This is a genomic window from Clostridium sp. OM05-5BH (genome assembly GCF_003481505.1).
Classification (GTDB): Bacteria; Bacillota; Clostridia; order Lachnospirales; family Lachnospiraceae; genus Otoolea; species Otoolea fessa.
This window is the reverse complement of sequence record NZ_QULJ01000002.1, coordinates 317,192-336,431: the sequence shown is the minus strand read 5'-3', so window position 1 is coordinate 336,431 and position 19,240 is coordinate 317,192. Positions and strand designations below refer to the sequence as shown.

Here is a 19,240-nt window from a genome sequence, read left to right as displayed (position 1 = left end):
ATATTTTGTCAGCATTTACATCAGGGAATTGGAGAATTTCGCTGATTGCCCATCCGGCATTTTTTTCAAGTCGAACGTCCGTGAGACTTGGCGCGTGATTCTGGTCAGCGAAGCTGACATATTCGTTGCTGTTCACTTATACTGTTCTCAGCAACGGGATTTTGCCGATGCTTCGCATTCCAAATCGGCAAAATCTGCTGCCAGAGCTGTATCGTACGGAATTTTCAGTTCAGAAAATTCCTATATGCAAGTAAAACACTTATTCTGTGCAGAATCACTGCGCATCCTCGCGGAGCGGTTATCTCAGTCGGAGACCCAACTCCCACTGAGACAAATTTGCTATTACTCACCGCCTGAAGAGGTGGGAGTCTTCTCGACTGAGATAAAAACAAGCGCTATCCTGCCTGTCGGGCAAAAATTTGATGGTTCCGCCCGGTATATGGAATAGCGCCTGTTTCCAGTTTTCAATCGTTTTCTAATTTTTCTTAATTTCCTAATCCCAGTCGCCCACATACAGGCGTGTGCCAGTCTGCCAAGCTGTTGGTTCATAGATCGTCCAAATTGGATATGGATATGCTTTTCCTTGCAGAGAATCATCTATTGCGATCGTCTGATCAACGCCATTGGTGCCTGTTTTGGACGACAGGTCAGCGGCACCTGTCCTGGTAATACTGAAATAGCTGTCCTTTACAGAGTTGCTGTCTACATAAGGTACGCCGATGATTGCTTCGCTTAACTTCGGCAGATACCAGCATTCTTCCGGGACCGAAAGACTGCCAGCTTCCAGCTGCGCGCCCTGCCACCAGGTATCGTTCAACTGACCAATATAATGTCCAAGGAACATTGAGGTTCCAGCCGCTTTCACACTTCCTGTTGTATAGCAGTTCGAAAGAACCAGTTTTGCAGAATCATATTTTCCAAATAAACCACCTGCGATGGCATTATATGGATTCATTCCACACACATCCGCTGCACTGAAACTCCGTATTACCGAAATCGGACCATCCATCCATCCCACCAGACCTCCGGCACACCAGCCGCCTGACACATTTCTTCTATCTGACAGCACTTCCGCACCACTTTCCGTATAACCGTAAGAGCGGTTCCGTCCGCCGACATAACTGTTTTCAATGCTGAATTCTTTCCCGGCAGTTCCGCCATTCTGGTTGTTTTTCAGATATCCATACAAACCTCCAGCGGTTTCAGTTGTATCCACATACCCAGAGAAGAAACTGTTTTCCAGCTTCATCTGACCAGAGCTCTCGGCAAAGCCGACCAGACCTCCGCTATCATCAGTTCCCTGTATCCGTACATTTTTTCCTGAAACATATACGTGATTCATCACTAAATCACTTACTTTTGCCTCCCCGATCAAGCCTCCGGTTTTTCCTCCGCTTATTTGCAGCGTCGGTGCATCTACAACTACATGTTCGAGTGTCAGACTGCCATTATTCGTGCTTCCAACCACCGCGCCTGTTGCCATAGTTCCAGAAATCCGGGACTTTTCTCCATATATATGGATATTTTTAATCGTTAGATAGCTGTCCGCCGAAGTACCTGCCTGTGCCACTAGCCCTGCTGTATTCTGCCCCTGACAGGAAATGTCCGGATCCTTCAGATTCAAGTTTGATATCGTCAGATGATCCGTCTTCTGAAATAAAGCCGCACCATTCCAGGCAACAGGAGTTATCTTTAAGCCTGCAATCGTATAACATTCATCCAGTTTTGCTTTTTCTTTCTCATCCACCTCCGCATCATAAGAGATAATATCCGGGTTGTTAATCGGCCAGAAACTTCCACCTTCATACTTGGAATTTCCCGGACTGTAGATCGTCATCTTTCCGTATGCATCTTTCACCTCTTTACAATACGCTTCCGTCTGTGAGGTAATCGAATCATCCTCCTGCCAGAGAATATTATCGGTCTGAATGACCCGTGTGATCTTTAAACCACCATAGCCTTCTCCGCAGAAATTCAGATTCTGCAGATGACGTCCATTGGCGACCTTAACCGTATAGGTATCCGTTCCATCACCATTTCGTTCAATTACATCGGCAAAGCAGCTGTTGAACTTGTATGAGAGCTTTGTATTTTCTGTCGGCGGATAGCCATCCTCGCTCAATTTTACGATAACATTTTCTCCATTTATGTAACCGCCCGGCTGATAACCTCCCCAGGTACCCAGACTACAGAAATTTCCACCCTCACGTGATAAATCATCCAGATAGAAACGCAATTTCAACTTTTTCTCTTCCGTTATGCCTATTTCAAAACGATTTACCCTGTTTTCTGCAGCAAAGCTCGTCCAACTGCCATTTGCCTCATTTTCTGCACAGCTGGCAGCTTTCTCTTTCGTATCTACAAAGCAAAATTTCGATCCCGTTCTCAGAGTATTTTCCTGCAAATCACCAGTATTGACTTGGAGAACATACCACATCGTTTTACCGCTCAATTCGCCGGTAATCGAAAATATCAGATGTATTCTCTGATTTTCTTCAAGCGGAGACGGAGAGACATAATTGATATACAGCCTGTTTCCAGTATGCAGCGCCTCTTCGTTCTCGCCCTTGTCCCAGTCCCCGACATGGTTATTCAGAAACCAGGAAAATCCCTTTGAAGCGTCCTGCGCAGCAAGTTTTTCCGCTACTTTCTGGATCGTCGGCATCGGATAAATCGGTATTTCTGCCTTCTTTAATTCCGGATCATACGGATATGTATTCCGCTTTTCCTCCGTATCTTTATTTTCTTCCTCACTGCTATCTGCATTCGGATCCTTTACACCAAACAGACTTGCAAGAGCCTCGTCATATGCAAGCACATACTTCTCATTCACCTTACTGCACACATAGCACCCCGGATAAACTGATTTTTTGTTCGTCCCCGTACCACTCGTCTCCGATGGAAGTATTCCATCCGTTCTACTTGCATAATCATAGAACGCAACAAACGCAGGTGCTTTCATCGCCGGATCCTCTGTTTCATCCGCCGCCGTACCGCTTCCACCTTCCGTTTCATCCGATTTTTCCTCAGCCGTCGGCGAATACACCGACGCCGACACATATGTATTCGCTATCTGACTGTCTGCCGGAAGCTGTGCGGCGAGACCCCCTGCAAATCCGCCGGTATATGCCGCTACGTTATAACGTCCGGTAAGATTCTCAAAGGCTGTATTGGCGTTTGCCCCATTCCCTGGTTTTTGGGAGGTATCAAACTTCTTGTTTGCTGTATGACCGCCGACATAACAGCTCTGAATCTGCACCGTGGAACCGCTTGCGGCGGCTGCAGCTGCTGCTTTCTCAGCAGTTCCGACCAGACCGCCGGCATACATACCTTCCACATAGAGTGCCGCTGCGCTGTCGGTCAGGGAAATTTTTCCCTTTGCCGTGCCGATCAGGCCGCCCGCCGTTCCCTTTAAAGCGCGGATCCGGTATTTGCTTTCTTCCTCCTGCTTCAGATCTGCCGCTTTTTCTGTGCTGCTTCCCAGCTTATCACGGAAATGGTTCTCCGCCAGCGCATCCTGGACGGTCAGAGTGACGCCCTCAAATGTGCCCACCAACGCACCGGCAGAAGCGCCGGTCTGCTCTGCCTGCACCTGCGGATATTCAATCTGCACATTTTTAATTTTCACCGTTGCCCGATTCGTAGTTCCCCGGGAATCCGTTCCCGGCGTCACCGCACCGATCAGAGCACCTGCACTCGCCTTCGTCCGGACCACCGGCTGGCAGATCAGCAGATTTTTAACACTCATATCCTGCGTTACCGTTCCAAACAGTCCGCCCGTCCCATCTACTGCTGTGATTGAACTTGCCGTCGTTTTTCCCACCTGCAGACCATCAATCCGGTATGTATTTCCCTGATAATCCAGTGGATACGGCAGGCTAAGCGGAAGATAGCTTCCCGCCTCCGTGGTATATGTCTGTGCCGTCGGGTTTGTCCGATCTGCATTCGTTTGATCCGTCACCCGGTAGGCAATCGAGATGGTTTCCGCATTCTGATTCAAAAAATTCGAGCCAAATGCCGTATGCAGCTTCGCCACATGTCCGCAGTAACCGCTCTCGTCCGCAATGTTTTCTCCCGCTTTCCAGGTCAGATCACTATTCTGCATCGCCGTAACCGTTTTGGATGTAGTCACCGCCCCAGTGTACAGCTGATCCGGATCCCAGCCTGAAACCCGCTCATCCAGATTTTCCAGATGGCGGAAGCTGCCAATCTCCGCGCTTCGGTCCGTACTGATCGATGCAAAGAGGCTGCTGCCGGATTCTATATTGCTCGTCTTAACCTGCGAAAGCGCTTCATTGTTGAAAACCTGCGCGTACACAAAGATATTTTCGCCCGGAATAAAGGAGGCAAAACCTCTTTCATCCTGCTGAAATGTCATATCCGTCTGTGCCGGCTGGTTGAAATCCATAAATTTGAATCCTGTACTTGTGCCCGTGCCGGCTGGCGCCGCTATGTCATCCAGAATGACCTGATACGTTCCATCCGAATTGCCCGAAGCTCCGGACACCTTCGCCACACGCGCCGAAGGGCTGGTTCCCTGGGGATTGATCTCGATGTATCCGGTTGTACCGCTCTTTTCTCCCTTTACAAACAGACTCAGTGAATGTTCATTTTTATTCGGATCCTCGATTTTTGCATATAAAATATCATCATTCACCAGTTTCACTGTCGGCACCTCGAATTCCTCCACCGGCAGTTCCGGGACTTCCAGATTTCCTGATGCGTAATATCCGATCGGCAGTTTCTGATCCTTATAATTGGAGTTAGCTCCCGTAAACCGCTCCCGTTTTCCGGCATCAGACGCCGCCGCCAGAAGTGCCTCGCTTCCGATATCCGTCTGCACAAACTGATAATGATCCGAATACCACACCTCGCGGACCAGTCCTGCCTCCGGATCATAGAAAATAAGATAGCTCCCGTCTCCACGGACGGTCTCATCAATCGATCCAAACGGAAGAAGGCGTTGCCGGATCTCCTCGGTCACATTCGCAGATGCCAGCGCCATCTCACCGCCAGACTCTTCTTGTTCCGATTCAGGCTGCCCTGCCTGTTTTTCCGGCACATAGAGAACCCCGTAGATATTTCCCTCTTTCTCCTCCGCCAGCACTGTATTATCTACCGAAATTCCCAGCTTTGCCTGCTTTTGATCGTCTGAAAATTCCCCCTGTGCCTCCATATGGAGCAGACGCGGAATCGTCCCACTGGAGACCTCCAGTGTCAGATGATTCTGCGCCGCCAGAAAGATCTCCTTCGCCGTCTGATCCATCTCCAGACGGCGGAGCTTTCTTTGGTAATGAATCACCGCAACAAAAGAAAGACTGGCAAGAATACCGACAATCGCAATCACCGTCAAAAATTCCGCCAGTGTAAACGCCGCCCTTCTCTTCTGTTTGTTCTGTCTCTTCTGCTCCATCTGTCCTCGTTCCTCTTTTTATTGTAACTGTTCAGTACCTTCACAGTCACGCGCAGACCTGCTGAACAGTTAGTTTTTATTTTATTTCTGATCCAGGTTGACTGCACGCACGGTCAGGTTAATCGGCTTTACCACCGCTTTCCGGGAAGTTCCCATCGTATCTTTTTTCCGGTAGATCGCCAGATTTTGAACCGTAAAGCATGCTGTCTCCTCCGAATAGGTATAGCCGTCAAATGCCGTATAGTATTCATCCGAAATCGCCGCCTGCGTCAGCAAAGATATCTTATTATACGCATCATCGTAAGTATAATCCCCATACCATTTTTCAATGCCCGTGCCAGACCAGTCTGTCGCACTGAAGTGCAGCCACAGGTGGCTGTTTCCACTCCGCAAAAGAGGTGTTACCAATTCTCCTGTTGCGGAAGTCCCGGCAGAATTTTTCACTTCCAGCGCATTCGCAAATTCATCGGTCATCAGCTGCGCCGTGAGCGACAGCGCCTGCTCTGCATCTGCCTGTTCCTGCGTCCTCTGGTAAACATTTTTTACCATCATCACGCCGCCTCCAAGCACCGTGCCGATCATACCGAGAATCACAATCGCCGCCAGAAGCTCCGTCAGCGTCATACCGTTCTGTGACCGGAGTTTTTTCTGACATACTGAAAAGAGCTTCCGGTGACCCTTGGATGCCGTCTGTTTCTGCTGCCTGCAATGCCTATTTCTGCATCTGCGGCATTCACATCTCTCCTGTCCCATCTCTGTCTCCTCTATCGGTATCTGTAAAGCAGCTCTTGTAAGTTTACCTCTTCCTCTTCTGCATCCGAATCAGCCTGGCTCACATACAGCACGATGGGATACTGTCCCGTCCGGTAATTCGTCTGTGTGCCTGTCTGGTAGGCCTTTGACGCCAGGCTTTTCTTCATGCCGCCGGTTCCAGATGCCTCCAGCTCCAGAACATATCTGCCCGACGCCTGTTTCGCTGTCCGGTTGTTCTCCAGCTGATTGCGGCTGTCATAATAGCTCGCCATCTGCTCTTCGCCCTGCCGCAGCATCCTGCCGGACGCCAGAAATGCACTCAGAAACATCGTCATTCCCAGTGCAATCACAAGAACCGATATCAGTACCTCTGTCAGTGTCTCGCCCGTATTGGCACGCAGCTTTCTTCCAGCTGCCCATTTCATTCTACTTATCATTCTGCAGCAGCTCCTTCTCTATTGTTCCGTTCTGCCAGCGGATCGTCGTAATGATGGTCGTCGTCGTGATCGTGTAGGAATCGTCGTCGTCCGATTCGTCGTCATCGCCCCGTACTGTGACCGTCTTATGCTCGGAGCTATGTGCTGCTTCCAGCTCCAGCCGTTTCTCGCACCGCTCTTCCTTCCTGTCATCCGCCGTTACTGTATCTGAGATAACCGCCTTGATTTTATAATCATCCGCCATCCACAGACGTACACTGGTCTTTAACGGGTCAATCGTGTCCCCGCTCGTTCCGTCTTTCTTCACTGACAGGGTAAAATCTTTGTACGCCATTTCTTCCTCCGACGCATCGTCCCCGTCTGCCAGCTTCCGATACTCATTATTTCTATAAATATCCACGATCAGTGAATCGAGAATCGCGCTATTCCCACTCTCTGGGCTTGACAAACCCGAATCCGTTCCATAGAACTTCTGCCACGACGCCTCATTATCCGTGTTTTTCCGGCTGCCGACGTAGTAGCAGTAAAAATCATCCTCATCGTTTTCCTCGTCTTCCCGGCTGTCATGCACGATCACTTCCTTGATCTTGACTATATTCTCCGTCTTCTGCAGTTCATCCCGCAGAAATACCGCCGCCGAGTCCACCGCATACCGCTTCTGATCTTCTCCCGGAAGATTCCGGATCTTACCAGCCGATGCAGAGGCGGACGCCAGAATGATCGACGCGCCTACCCCGCAAAACACAAAAAACAGGAGCGCCGCCATCAAGCTGGCGCCATCCTGATTTTTCATACATCTGAAAACCCGCTTCCAGATTTCCGGGTGTTTTTCACTGTTCTCTGCTTTTTTCATGCTTTATTCTCCCAGCGCCGCCTCTGCCGCTGTCTCAAGGTTCGAACGCTGCAGGTTCGACACATCCGCATTCGCCAGTCCCGACGGTGCCTGCGTTTCCTCCGGTTCCAGATCCAGACCTTCTTCTGATTCCGCATCGTATCGGGTCTCAAAATAGGTCAGCTGGAACGTCACTGCTACCGGGTGGATGCGGATATCCTTTAACTCTTCATCTTCCAGATCTTCATCATCTTGAATGCTCAGATCCTCGATCAGGCAGCGGTATGGTCCTTCCACTACCTCATGAAGCATCGAAACAGCGTGATCAAACGAATCCGCCGTAAAAGAAATATTCATCGCGCGGCGGATCTCCATTCCGTCCACCTGCGGCTCTGAATACTGGAAAGTAAAATCATACGCATTCGCAAAAATACGGTTCAGCTCCTCCGTCTCCGTCTTGAAATGATTGTAGGCCGGAACCATCGGCGCATTCGATGTCTTGTTTTCCTCGATCTCTTCCTCCATCTGCCGGATCTGCATCGCTTTCATCTGCTCCAGCTGAATCTGGGCATCCAGCTCCGCCGTGTCCGCCGCCTCAATCCGCCTCTGCACCGGCAGGTAAAATCCGGCATAGTAGCCGCCCGCGATCAGGGCAAAGACTACAACCAGCAGCACTATTTTCTGTGTTTTTGTTAATACATATTTCCCTAACGAATTCATTTTTCTTTGCCCTCTTCTGGTTCGTTAAAAAATACAGCCATTGACACTCCCACCTGCTTCAAGGATGCCAGAGCTCTCTCTTCGCCATCTTTCTTCACTGTTTCCTCCAGCGAAGCGGTCACATAGCGCGCATTCGGATCCGCCTGTGCATCACGGACCAGCTGCGAAAAGAGTGTACCATTGGGAATGGTTCCTTCCAATGACATCTGATCCGAGGTGATCGAAACACTCGAAACTGCCGTCAGCGGGAAAATCTGTGATTTCAGGGAATCCAGCATCATCCGGCGGTCCGGAAGCTTACTCTCTTCCTCATTCAGATACCCATTTCCATAATGCGCGTACTCTGCCAGGACCTCACCGTACACCTCGTTGGATTTCTCCAATGTACGAAGCTCCTTCTCTGTCGCCGCATAAACCGCCTCTGCCCGGTCTGCCTCCTGCAGGGGAAGCATTACGCCAAATCTCGAAAATCCGTAGACAAAAACCATAAAAACGGCAAACGCGCCCAGCTCCGCCGCTATTTTCCCTTTTTTAGTCTGCTTCTGATACAGATTGATGCGCCGTTTTTTCGGATACTTCGGACCGCCAATCTGCATATTCGCGATTGATTTTAAATCAGCCACCGCTCTTCCTCCTTATGCAAGTAATACACCGTATGCCTGTGGGCTGTCGATCCACTCGTCTTCCTCATCCAAAGAGACCTCCGGCAGAAGCTCCGCCACACTCCGCACCGGCAGATCCAGCGTTTCTTTCAGCGCATCAATCAATTTCCCGTATCGTGCGCCTCCGCCGCAATAATAGAGGCTGTCGATCGTATTATTCACATTGTTGAAGCTATAAAAGTTCAAAACTCGCATGACCTGAACGGCGCGGGTCCGGTACTGCTCCTCCAGCACAGCCGCCATCTTTTCTTTGTCGGTCTCCTCGCGGTTTTCTTCCTCCACCTCAATTCCCAGTTCCTGCATCTTGTTCTTATCTCCCAAACGGATCTGCTCGATCTCCTCACAGCCCGGCTCCATGGTACGGGTAATATCATAGATCCCATGGCGAAAGAAATGGATCCGCAATGCTTGGGTTCCCAGATCGAGAATCGCATAGTCTTTCACAGTTTCCGATTTTTCTGCCCCCTCTGCGTTCTCTTTTTCTTCCTTTTTATGAGGTTCTGCATTCAGCTTTGTCTCCAAAGCCTTCTTCTCATCCGCCATTCTCTCTTCTGCATATTCCAGAATCCATTCCAGTCCCAGCACGGCCGGAACCAGACCGACCAATTTCAAGTGTGCCATCTTGGCCAGTTTTTCAAATTGCTGCGACAGCTCTTTCGTACACGCCGCACCAATCAAATCCATTTTTTCCTGATCCGCATAGATCATCGCATAATCAAAGACGTACTTATCCATCTCGTTTCCGATATAATCATGGAACTCATATGGAAGATTCAGCCGGAGCTATTCCTCCGTCATCAGCGGCAGCTCAAAGCGCCGCACATACACATCCTCCTGCCGGATGACAAACACGACGTTCCGGCAGCGGATCGCATACTCCTTCAGCAAATCCTTTATTAAATCCGCATATTGACGCATATCGTTCCGGTCGATCCCCTCGACCCGCTCGCTGATAAATTCGCGAAGCTCGCCTTTTTCCGCATATGCAATCTTGATACGGTAATGTCCAATCTCAATTCCTAAACAATTCTTCATCTCTGCACTCCCTTTAAAAGAGCCCTGTATACCATTGTGTCCATATATCTCCATACAGCAGCATACAAAAACATGCCGCCGCAATCGCCGGTCCGAACGGAATTTTTTCCCTCCGACCGATGACAGAACCTGCAATTCCCAGCACACAGCTGAGAATCAGGAAAAATAATACCTCCCAGGCGGAACGCATATACAGTCCTGTCACAAAAAAAAGTTTTACATCGCCGCCCCCCAAGCTTTCTTTTCCGGTCAGGCGGTCAAACAGCAGGGAAAGTGCCAGCATACTGACAGACAGTCCGGCACCGGTCAGAACTCCCCGCAGCATCTGTCTTCCCGGTTCCGGTAAGCCCAGCGCCGTGCCGAAAAAGATCAGGATTCCGGCTATCTGAAGCCGGTCCGGTATGATCCACGCGTGCAGATCTGTGAGTGTCAGACATAAAAGCACCATCCAGAGCAGAATTCCCCGCAGTGCCAGCACCGAGACATCGTACCGGTACATAATCAGGCAGCATGCAATTCCTGAGACAAGTTCCGTCCAGAATGCCTCCGCCGGGATCTTCGCCCCGCAATAACGGCACCTGCCCCGCAGGCACAGCCGTGAAAAAAGCGGTACCAAATCCAGCACTCCCAGCACATGACCGCAGACATCACAGTGGGATCTCCCTTTCAAAACGGACGTTCCGTTTAACATCCGCCCTGCCAGACAGTCAGTAAAACTTCCGAGCGCACAGCCCAGAATAAAAGTAATCGTCAAAATGTAAATCGTTAAAAATGTGGTTTGATGCAGCATTGATGGAATATCTCCTGTCCGTATCCATGTTCTGTCTGTTTGTAAATCCCCAATATTTTATATCTTCCAAGATATGTAAAACGCTATCTTTATCTTAAAACGCCCAATTTCATTTCTTTTATTTGGCGCCAAATCCCGGCTTTGGACCAAATGGATTCTGGCTGGTTCCCCCAACTTCATTTCCCTCATAGAAAGGAGCGGTCTGAAGCGGAGACGTATTCGCATATGGATTAGCCGCCGGATTTCCGATGTAAACCAGAATATCTGTACACGGTGTCTTGGCTTCCATCGCCGTCTTCCGGTATTCCTGCCCCAGGTCATTTACCCCCTTTTTATTTCCCTGTGCATCCTCAATGCGTGCGTTCTCTCCCTCTGCCTGACAGACAATCTTTCCCTCTTTTACATTGTATCGGTAATAGCGGTATTGCTTCTGCGGCTGGTTCTCGTAGCGTTCCAGGCTTTCCTTGCTTCCATACAGCATTGCCACGGCCGCCGCCTTCGCCGCACGGACATTCGCCTGATTGGCTGCGATGACCGCTTTTTTCCGCTGTGCCGTAAAAATCGGAATACTGATCGCCGCCAGGATCCCTACGATCGCTATCACCACCAGCAGCTCTGCCAGTGTAAAACCGTGTTGGTTCTTTTTCATTTGCTCACCCACTTTTTATCAAAATGACCTGCTGACTTTGTTTTGATTCGTTCGTTGCAGGTCACGCTTATGTATCTGACAATAGATTTTTCAATCCTGAAAGATTTCTGATGTGAACATCACTTGCATTCTAAACGTTACTGTTCACACACGTGTGCCCAGCAACGGGATTTTGCCGATGCTGCGCATTCCAAATCGGCAAAATCTGCTGCCAGAACTGTATCGTACGGAATTTTCAGTTCAGAAAATTCCTACCTGTGAACAGTTACTTCTAAACCTTCATGTGCCTGGCAGTCAGGTGTGCCACCACAAATGAAAGCTTTGGCAGGCGCATTTAGCAAAAATGGATGGGAAACCCCATCCATTTTTCCACGTATGTGGTTTATTTCTTACTTCTTAGTAGAAGCATACAATTTAACTTCTGTACCGTTTGCAGTACTGTCTGAATCGCTGCTGATTTTAATAGCCACCTGTATATGCTCGTACTTAGCTTTATCGGTTGCAGAATCCATATCAGCGACTTCGCTATAGTCAGTTGGTGCTGCAAAAGCAGTCTTAAGAGAACCATCTTTCGTAGACGTGCCACTATCCAAATCGTACTCATAATATACAATTTTACCATCTTTATCGGCTAACGTCACATCTTCATCTGTCAAATACGCTGCTATCGCTGCTGCCTTCGCCGCTCTTAAGTTTGCCTGATTCGTAGCCTTTCTAGCCTTGCTCAGCTGTGCCGTAAATACCGGAATCGAGATTGCAACCAGAATACCTACGATCGCAACAACCACCAGCAGCTCTGCCAGTGTGAATCCTTTTTTGTTCCCACGAACTTTTTTCATTAATCCTTTCATCATAATCATTCTCCTATTTCTTTTTTATTAATGAACAGGGATTCCGCCCTGTTTCATCCTGAATCATGCACTCCGTCTACATCAGATCGTACATCGTAAAGATAGGCAGATAAATCGACACTACAATGATACCCGCAAAAATCGCAAGCACCACCAGCATCGTCGGTTCCAGCAGTGCCAGAAGCCGCTGGATTCGGTAATCCGCCTCGTTGGTGTAATAATCGGCGACATTGTCCAGTGTCTCCTCGAGCTCACCGGTTTCTTCTCCGACGGAACACATATCGACCATCGTCGGCGGGAAATATTTCTTTCCCTGCAGACATTCCACCAGACTGCGTCCCCGCTCGATTCCTTCGCGCATGGAGCGAACATCCTCGCTCAGAAGTGCATTGTCCATGACCTTCGCCGTCGTGTCAACCGCCTGATTGATCGTGATACCCGCTGCCAGAAGCACCGACATTGTATTGGCAAACTGCGCTGCGCCGTTCATCTGGTTGATCGCGCCCACAAGTGGAAGGGATAACATGAGCTTGGCTTTCTCAATCCGTCCCTGCGGCGTATTGCCGTAGACCTGCGAACCAATCTTCAAAAACGCCAGCACCGCCAGCATCAGCAGCCACCACTTCGCGAAGAAATGGGAAGTCGCGATCAGCATCCGCGTCATCAGCGGCAGCGTACCGCCCAGATCAGTAAATACATCTGCCAGTGTCGGGATAACCTTCGCCATGACGATAATCAGGACAACCACCGCAACCGCAACGACAAACAAAGGATACGTCATCGCTCCCTTGATCTTCTCCGTCGTCTTGTAGGATTTCTCATAAAACTTCTGAAGCCGGTCAAAGGATCGTTCCAGCGTACCAGACTGCTCGCCTGCCCGGATCGTCTCGATAAACGTGAGCGGAAAACGGTCGCTATACTTTTCCAGCGCCGACGCAACGGTACTTCCGGCAGCTACTTCCTCTGCCGCAGTCCCCATGATCTTCCGGATCCGCTTGTCCTCATTCTGATCTGCCAGCATACGCATCGCGCGTGCCACTGTCATGCCCGAATGAAGCGTGATCGCAAACTGTGAACACAGGATCGCCAGCTTCTTCGTCTTGATCCGCCTGCTTCCGATCTCCATCTCCAGGAGACTGCCGTCATCAGGTCTTTTCTTCTCTTTCTTCTGACTGATGCTCAGAAGAATCGGATAGTTTTCCCGGATTCTGGAAGCGGCTGCCGCTTCACTCTCAGCCTGGAGCACTCCCCGGACTTCTTTTCCATCCCGTCCCAGCGCTTTATATGAAAAATTTGGCATCTCTCATACCTCCAGCCACAGGATTCAGCTGTACGCCATCCGTATGTACATCGCCATCTGCATCCTTTTTATCATTATTTTAACATCTTTGTTTGTTTTTGTAAATATGCCGTCAATCTTTTGGATATTTTATACGAAACACGCATCTAGATCGGCTTTTTTTTGCTATTTTCTCTATACGTGCTTTGTTTTTGCCAATCTATTTTGGTATATATTTTCACCAACACATCTGACTTTTCTTTCTTTTCCAGACTATTTCAGGTATATAGATCATCAGAGCGGAAATGGTACGTCCCGCCCTGACACTCCCAAAAGAATAGCTCCCGTTTCTTTTTATCTTCTCTCTTATTTCTCGTTTTCCTTATCCAGCATCTCTTCCATCGTATGCCATCCCAGCACCGCGCATTTGACACGCGCCGGCATATGGGAAACATCGACCAGGGCACCGGCTTCCTCGAGTTCTTCGATCTCGTTCTCGCTTGCCTCGCCCTTGATCATCCGCAGGAACAGATCCGCCAGATGGCGTGCTTCCTCTTCGGATTTTCCGATGATCAGATCCAGCATGATATCGGCAGACGCCTGGGAGATCGCGCAGCCGCTTCCCTCAAAAGCACCGTCTACCACCTGTCCATCTTCGACCTTCAGCTGAAGAATGATGTCATCTCCACAGCTCGGATTGACGCCCTCTAATACCAGATTGGCATCCGGCAGCTTTTCTTTATGTAACGGATGCAGATTGTGATCCGTCAGTATTTCATTGTAAAAGGTTCTATTCTCCATATCCCATTTTCCTCCGGATTTCTTTCAGGTTCTGGACAAAACGGTCGATGTCCTCCTCCGTATTGTAGAACGCAAAGCTGGCACGCGCTGTTGCAAACACACCCAGATGTTTTAAAAGCGGCTGGGCGCAATGGTGGCCTGCGCGCACATTGACATTTGCGGCATCCAGAATCGACGCGATATCGTGCGGATGTACGCCGTCCACGGTAAAGCTGATAATTCCGTTGTGCTCTTCCGGCTTATCACTTCCCTGGATATGAACGCCCGGAATCTGCTGCATCGCCGTCATTGCCCGTGTTGTCAGCAGCTCCTCACGCTTCCGCACCTCGTCAAATCCGACGTTCATCAGATAATCGATCGCCGCCTGTAAGCCGACCGCACCGCCGCCATTGACGGTACCGGCTTCGAATTTGTGCGGCAGTTCGGCAAAGACTGCGGATTCCCGGCTGACCGAATCGATCATCTCGCCGCCCGTCAGGAACGGCGGCATCGCATCCAGAAGGGTCTCTTTTCCGTACAGGACGCCGATTCCCATCGGTGCCATCAGCTTGTGACCGGAAAATACAAGGAAATCTGCATCCAGTGCCTGCACATCCACCGGAATATGCGGGGCGCTCTGTGCCGCATCGATGACGATGACACCGCCTTTTTCATGCACCAGTTTCGTCAGCTTCTCTACCGGATTTCTGCGGCCAAGGACATTGGAAATCTGCGGCATCGCTGCGATCTTTGTCTTTTCTGTCACCAGGGCTTCCATATCCTCATCCCGGTAGGAACCATCCGGCTGACATTCCAGATAAACGAGCTTCGCGCCTGTCTGTCTGGATACCATCTGCCACGGCAGGATATTGCTGTGGTGGTTATCAATGCTGATTAAGATCTCATCGCCTGCTTTCAGACTGGTTAAACCATAACTGTACGCGATCAAATTCAGGCTCTCGGTGCTGTTGCGTGTAAACACGACCTCGCTCGTCTTTCCAGCATTGATAAATTCCCGCACGCGCTCTCTTGCCGCTTCATATGCCTCCGTCGCCTCGATTCCCAGCTCATAGAGCCCGCGGAGCGGATTGGCATTTTTCTTTGTATAGAAATCTTCCACTGCCTTTAATACCGCCTCCGGGCGCTGTGCCGTTGCCGCATTGTCCAGATATGCGATATCCGAACCCGCAAGCAGGGGAAAATCTTTCTTGTAATCTGTCATGTTCTGTTCCTTCTTATATATTTGTTTGTATACTTGCTGCAAAAACAAACCGCAGCCAACTTACAGTTTTTTCATTTTATTATCGCTTCTGGTTCATGAACTCCTGAACCTGCTTCTGTACTGCCTCGTCAGCTACCAGCTCATTCAGCGCGTCGATTCTCGCCCGCGCTACCATGCGCTCAGCTTCCTCTCTCGACAGTCCGCGGGAGCACAGATAAAACAGCGTTGCATCGTCCAGATCGCCCATCGAAGCGCCGTGATTTCCTTCGACATCTTCTTCCGCACACAGAATCAGCGGAATCGTCTGGTTTACGATGTCATCGCCGAGCAGCAGCACATCCTCGCGCTCAGTTCCCTTTGCCCCGGCGCATCCCGGCACGAAATCGATCGTTCCGCGGAACAGCTTGGAGGAACCGTCCTGCAAAACGCCAGAGACTTCCATCATACTCTCTGTCTTTTTGCCGCGGTGGCGTACTGTATAGTTCATATCCAGCTTCTGGTTTACACTGGTGTAATAGCCGATCTTCGCGTCAAATGCGCTCTTTTTTCCTTCCAGCTCGGTCAGGCAGCCCGCGTAGACCTTGCCTGCGCCCAGCTCCAGTTTCAAAAGCTCAAATGTGGCATTTTCTCCGCAGGACGCACCGATATCACTCAGGCAGGTATATCCGGCGCCGAGAAGCTGCACTTCCTGAAGCTGTACCTTTGCATTCTTTTCCGCATGAACCTTTACCTGGAACGAGGATGTTCCCTGTGCGTCCTCCCCGGAGCGGAATACGATCAGCACGTTTAAGCGGCTGTTTTCCTTTGCATCCAGGCAGAGGCGGTTCTGGTAACTGCCGTTTTTGTAATCGACGCAGAGAACCGTCCATTCTGTATTTTCATTCTGCAGCACAGCTGCCGCTTCCGCTGTCAGCCGGTAGATACTTCCCGCACCGGCATTTTCTTCTGCAACAGCCGTTCCATTTACAGTGTCCGTTCTATTTGCGCCAGCCGTTCCGCATTCCGCCGCCATTGCATCGTACTCGCGTCCCATGCCGGTCTGGATCTCGTCCCACTCTTTTCCGGAGATTTCTTTTTCCCAGGTCACACCTGCTGCCAGGCGCTCCGGTTTTATCAAAACACTTTCCTCCGGCCACTCAATCTGTATCTGGCTTTCGTTCATTCCCAGCCGGTTCCAGGTTCGGGTCGGAAGAATGTTTACTATCATTTCTTTCTGTCCCATTGTTTCCTCCTGTCGTTACCATTCATGCACTTGCATGCCCCGCAGCAGAATCTGTTATTTCAAAATCCCCGCTGCAAACAGTAACCATCTATTATCCGATACTGCCTTTCATCTCAAGCTGAATCAGGTTATTCATCTCAACCGCGTACTCAAGCGGCAGCTCCTTCGATACATCATCCGCAAATCCGCTGACGATCATTGCGCGCGCGTCCTCCTCGCTGATGCCGCGTGACATCAGATAGAAAACAGCCTCGTCGCTGATCCGTCCAATCTTTGCCTCATGGCCGACGTTCGCATCGCGGGTCCGGATATCCATCGCCGGGACCGTATCGGAACGTGAAATATCATCCAGCATCAGGGACTGGCAGGAAACCGATGCCTTAGAACCAGATGCCTGTTTTCCAATCTGCACGCTACTTCGGAACGTACTGATACCGCCGTCCTTGGAAATAGATTTCGTATTAATATAGGAAGAAGTCCGTTTGCCCGTATGGACTACCTTCGCACCGGTATCGAGGTTCTGACCTTCTCCGGCAAAAGTAATGCCGGTAAATTCCATCTTTGAATCGTCACCCTTTAAAATACTCATCGGGTACAGATACGATACATGGGAACCAAAGGAACCCGATACCCACTCGATCGTGCCACCCTCTTCCACAATCGCGCGCTTGGTGTTCAAATTGTACATATTTTTCGACCAGTTCTCGATCGTCGAATAGCGGAGTTTCGCATTTTTGCCGACGTACAGCTCAACACAGCCCGCATGCAGGTTTGCTACGTTATATTTCGGCGCAGAACAGCCCTCGATGAAATGCAGATATGCCCCCTCATCAACGATGATCAGAGTATGTTCAAACTGTCCGGCTCCCGGTGCATTGAGTCGAAAATAGGACTGAAGCGGGATCGTAACCGACACGCCCTTTGGCACGTACACAAAAGATCCGCCGGACCAGACCGCCCCGTGCAGCGCTGCAAACTTATGTTCCTGCGGTTTGACCAGATGCATAAAATGCGTCCGGATCATTTCCGCATATTCGCCGTGCATCGCACTCTCCAGATCGGTGTAGACAACGCCCTGCGCCGCTACCTCTGCGCGCACGTTATGATATACTAACTCCGAGTCATACTGGGCGCCCACGCCTGCCAGCGATTTCTGCTCCGCCTGCGGGATTCCCAGACGTTCAAAGGTATCTTTGATGTCCTTCGGAACCTCTGACCATTTGGCACTCATCTTGGATTTCGGACGGACATAGGTTACGATGTTATCCATGTCCAGATCCTCGATATCCGGTCCCCAGTTCGGAACCTGCAGGGAATTGTAAATCTGTAAGGACTGCAGACGGAACTGCTGCATCCATGCCGGGTCATTTTTCTCCTTAGAAATCTTCTCAACGATCTCCGGGGTCAGACCCGCTTTTACTTTATATGCGTCATTTTCTTTGTCTTTTATATCGTAGACGCTGCGATCAATGTCATCTACATACGTTTTTTCTTTCATGTTTGATGCCTCCATATTACCCGTGCTGATTCGTTATTACTGTCGCGTTATCCTGCAGCACCTTCGATTCCAAAAATGCCTGCCTGCGAACAGTAACGATTAGTTCCGGGCGTCTGCCACACCCGCCTCACGGATAAAGGATTCGTAGCCTTCCTGGTTGATCTTATCAACTAGGGAGCCGTCACCGGTTGCCACGATCTTTCCATCTACCATGATGTGCGTATAGTCAACATGCAGTGCATCGAGAATCCGGGTGCTGTGCGTGATAATAAGAAGCGCGCCGTTCTGGTTCTTCTGGTACTCTTCCACACCCTTAGAAACCAGACGGACTGCATCAACATCCAGACCAGAGTCTGTCTCATCGAGGATTGCCAGGCTCGGATTTAAGAGCATCAGCTGTAAAATCTCAGATTTTTTCTTCTCACCGCCGGAAAAGCCCACGTTTAAGCTTCTCTGTGCATACGATTCATCCATCTGGAGAATGTCCATCGCCTTTTTGAGCTGTTTATGAAATTCCCAGATCTTTAAGTTCTTGCCAGTCTGCTGGCGCATCGCGCTACGCAGGAAACTTTCCAGCGAAAGTCCCGGTACCTCCAGCGGCTCCTGGAAGGACAGGAACATACCGGCTTTGGAACGCTTGTCCGTGGACTCATGTGTGATATCCTCACCCTTAAATAAGATCTGACCGCCCGTGATCTGATATCGCGGGTTTCCCATCAGGACGTTTCCGAGCGTCGATTTGCCCGCGCCGTTCGGTCCCATCAGGACATGTACCTCCCCTGCACCGACGCTTAAATCAACGCCGTGCAGAATCTCTTTTTCTTCTATATTTGCCCTTATCTGATTTACTTCTAACACTTTTTCTGCCATAAAGCACTCCATTTCCGGGACCGGCTGAGACATTCATGCTCGGTCTGTCTGATCTGTGACAGCCGCCTCGTCACGAAAGCGGTTATCCTTCTTAGCAAACGTCCATCTCTCTGGTTCCTTTTTTCTATAATGAATCTGGCTGTTCAGACGGTCAGATTACCCTATGGCTATTATAGGTATTTATTTCCGGATTGTAAACCCTCATTTTTCACAAAACAAGAAAGATT

The 19,240-nt window shown here is 49.9% G+C and carries 17 protein-coding genes; all 17 read right to left on the bottom strand.

Annotated elements, in window-relative coordinates:
- Positions 1-493: 493 nt before the first annotated feature.
- The 17 genes from DXB70_RS04035 to sufC all read right to left on the bottom strand — a co-directional run bounded on the left by DXB70_RS04035 (position 494) and on the right by sufC (position 19,013).
- Positions 494-5,413 carry a prepilin-type N-terminal cleavage/methylation domain-containing protein gene (locus DXB70_RS04035; RefSeq protein ID WP_118672700.1) on the bottom strand — a complete coding sequence of 1,640 codons (4,920 nt, stop codon included), beginning with the start codon at positions 5,411-5,413 and terminating at the stop codon, positions 494-496.
- Positions 5,414-5,494: 81 nt separating this feature from the next.
- Entirely contained in the window at positions 5,495-6,166 is a 672-nt protein-coding gene (locus tag DXB70_RS04030) for a type II secretion system protein (protein WP_117795685.1), read from the bottom strand.
- Positions 6,167-6,177: 11 nt separating this feature from the next.
- Entirely contained in the window at positions 6,178-6,603 is a 426-nt protein-coding gene (locus DXB70_RS04025) for a hypothetical protein (protein ID WP_147354037.1), read from the bottom strand.
- The gene (locus tag DXB70_RS04020) at positions 6,593-7,456 is read right to left on the bottom strand and encodes a hypothetical protein (protein ID WP_118672698.1); all 864 of its coding nucleotides are present in this window, start codon (positions 7,454-7,456) and stop codon (positions 6,593-6,595) included. Before DXB70_RS04020 ends, DXB70_RS04025 begins: the two co-directional genes overlap by 11 nt.
- A gap of 3 nt (positions 7,457-7,459) precedes the next feature.
- Positions 7,460-8,155: a hypothetical protein gene (locus DXB70_RS04015; RefSeq protein WP_118672697.1), complete on the bottom strand. Its 696-nt coding sequence runs from the start codon at positions 8,153-8,155 to the stop codon at positions 7,460-7,462.
- On the bottom strand, positions 8,152-8,778 hold the full coding sequence (locus tag DXB70_RS04010) for a hypothetical protein (RefSeq protein WP_107000045.1): 627 nt from the start codon (positions 8,776-8,778) through the stop codon (positions 8,152-8,154). Before DXB70_RS04010 ends, DXB70_RS04015 begins: the two co-directional genes overlap by 4 nt.
- Positions 8,779-8,790: 12 nt before the next feature.
- The gene (locus DXB70_RS04005) at positions 8,791-9,552 is read right to left on the bottom strand and encodes a pilus assembly protein PilM (protein WP_118672696.1); all 762 of its coding nucleotides are present in this window, start codon (positions 9,550-9,552) and stop codon (positions 8,791-8,793) included.
- Between the two features lie 48 nt (positions 9,553-9,600).
- Positions 9,601-9,852, bottom strand: a complete 252-nt coding sequence (locus DXB70_RS04000; protein WP_118672695.1) for a hypothetical protein — start codon at positions 9,850-9,852, stop codon at positions 9,601-9,603.
- Positions 9,853-9,865: 13 nt separating this feature from the next.
- Complete coding sequence (locus DXB70_RS03995) at positions 9,866-10,642, bottom strand: A24 family peptidase (protein WP_118672694.1); 777 nt, start codon at positions 10,640-10,642, stop codon at positions 9,866-9,868.
- A gap of 118 nt (positions 10,643-10,760) precedes the next feature.
- Entirely contained in the window at positions 10,761-11,291 is a 531-nt protein-coding gene (locus DXB70_RS03990) for a type II secretion system protein (protein WP_118672693.1), read from the bottom strand.
- A gap of 389 nt (positions 11,292-11,680) precedes the next feature.
- Positions 11,681-12,145, bottom strand: coding sequence for a prepilin-type N-terminal cleavage/methylation domain-containing protein (locus DXB70_RS14525; protein ID WP_279221334.1), 465 nt, complete (start codon positions 12,143-12,145; stop codon positions 11,681-11,683).
- A 73-nt stretch (positions 12,146-12,218) separates the two neighbouring features.
- Positions 12,219-13,442: a type II secretion system F family protein gene (locus DXB70_RS03980; RefSeq protein WP_118672691.1), complete on the bottom strand. Its 1,224-nt coding sequence runs from the start codon at positions 13,440-13,442 to the stop codon at positions 12,219-12,221.
- Between the two features lie 345 nt (positions 13,443-13,787).
- Positions 13,788-14,222 (bottom strand): Fe-S cluster assembly sulfur transfer protein SufU, encoded by a 435-nt coding sequence (gene sufU, locus DXB70_RS03975; protein WP_118672690.1) that lies wholly within the window; start codon positions 14,220-14,222, stop codon positions 13,788-13,790.
- Positions 14,212-15,423: a SufS family cysteine desulfurase gene (locus DXB70_RS03970; RefSeq protein WP_107000052.1), complete on the bottom strand. Its 1,212-nt coding sequence runs from the start codon at positions 15,421-15,423 to the stop codon at positions 14,212-14,214. The genes sufU and DXB70_RS03970 overlap by 11 nt, the downstream gene beginning before the upstream one ends.
- A 79-nt stretch (positions 15,424-15,502) precedes the next feature.
- On the bottom strand, positions 15,503-16,645 hold the full coding sequence (locus DXB70_RS03965; RefSeq protein WP_118637086.1) for a SufD family Fe-S cluster assembly protein: 1,143 nt from the start codon (positions 16,643-16,645) through the stop codon (positions 15,503-15,505).
- A 91-nt stretch (positions 16,646-16,736) separates the two neighbouring features.
- Positions 16,737-18,143 carry a Fe-S cluster assembly protein SufB gene (gene sufB / locus DXB70_RS03960; RefSeq protein ID WP_118490616.1) on the bottom strand — a complete coding sequence of 469 codons (1,407 nt, stop codon included), beginning with the start codon at positions 18,141-18,143 and terminating at the stop codon, positions 16,737-16,739.
- A 99-nt stretch (positions 18,144-18,242) separates the two neighbouring features.
- On the bottom strand, positions 18,243-19,013 hold the full coding sequence (gene sufC / locus DXB70_RS03955) for a Fe-S cluster assembly ATPase SufC (protein WP_118672753.1): 771 nt from the start codon (positions 19,011-19,013) through the stop codon (positions 18,243-18,245).
- Positions 19,014-19,240 lie beyond the last annotated feature (227 nt).

Bases quoted from the DNA above. Each gene is read 5' to 3' on its own strand.
- DXB70_RS03980 (WP_118672691.1), bottom strand. From the start codon at position 13,442: ATGCCAAATTTTTCATATAAAGCGCTGGGACGGGATGGAAAAGAAGTC.
- DXB70_RS04000 (WP_118672695.1), bottom strand. From the start codon at position 9,852: ATGAAGAATTGTTTAGGAATTGAGATTGGACATTACCGTATCAAGATT.
- DXB70_RS03995 (WP_118672694.1), bottom strand. From the start codon at position 10,642: ATGCTGCATCAAACCACATTTTTAACGATTTACATTTTGACGATTACT.
- DXB70_RS04020 (WP_118672698.1), bottom strand. From the start codon at position 7,456: ATGAAAAAAGCAGAGAACAGTGAAAAACACCCGGAAATCTGGAAGCGG.
- DXB70_RS03990 (WP_118672693.1), bottom strand. From the start codon at position 11,291: ATGAAAAAGAACCAACACGGTTTTACACTGGCAGAGCTGCTGGTGGTG.
- DXB70_RS04030 (WP_117795685.1), bottom strand. From the start codon at position 6,166: ATGGGACAGGAGAGATGTGAATGCCGCAGATGCAGAAATAGGCATTGC.
- DXB70_RS04005 (WP_118672696.1), bottom strand. From the start codon at position 9,552: ATGGATAAGTACGTCTTTGATTATGCGATGATCTATGCGGATCAGGAA.
- DXB70_RS04035 (WP_118672700.1), bottom strand. From the start codon at position 5,413: ATGGAGCAGAAGAGACAGAACAAACAGAAGAGAAGGGCGGCGTTTACA.
- DXB70_RS03965 (WP_118637086.1), bottom strand. From the start codon at position 16,645: ATGGGACAGAAAGAAATGATAGTAAACATTCTTCCGACCCGAACCTGG.
- DXB70_RS14525 (WP_279221334.1), bottom strand. From the start codon at position 12,145: ATGATGAAAGGATTAATGAAAAAAGTTCGTGGGAACAAAAAAGGATTC.
- sufC (WP_118672753.1), bottom strand. From the start codon at position 19,013: ATGGCAGAAAAAGTGTTAGAAGTAAATCAGATAAGGGCAAATATAGAA.
- sufU (WP_118672690.1), bottom strand. From the start codon at position 14,222: ATGGAGAATAGAACCTTTTACAATGAAATACTGACGGATCACAATCTG.
- DXB70_RS03970 (WP_107000052.1), bottom strand. From the start codon at position 15,423: ATGACAGATTACAAGAAAGATTTTCCCCTGCTTGCGGGTTCGGATATC.
- DXB70_RS04015 (WP_118672697.1), bottom strand. From the start codon at position 8,155: ATGAATTCGTTAGGGAAATATGTATTAACAAAAACACAGAAAATAGTG.
- sufB (WP_118490616.1), bottom strand. From the start codon at position 18,143: ATGAAAGAAAAAACGTATGTAGATGACATTGATCGCAGCGTCTACGAT.
- DXB70_RS04025 (WP_147354037.1), bottom strand. From the start codon at position 6,603: ATGATAAGTAGAATGAAATGGGCAGCTGGAAGAAAGCTGCGTGCCAAT.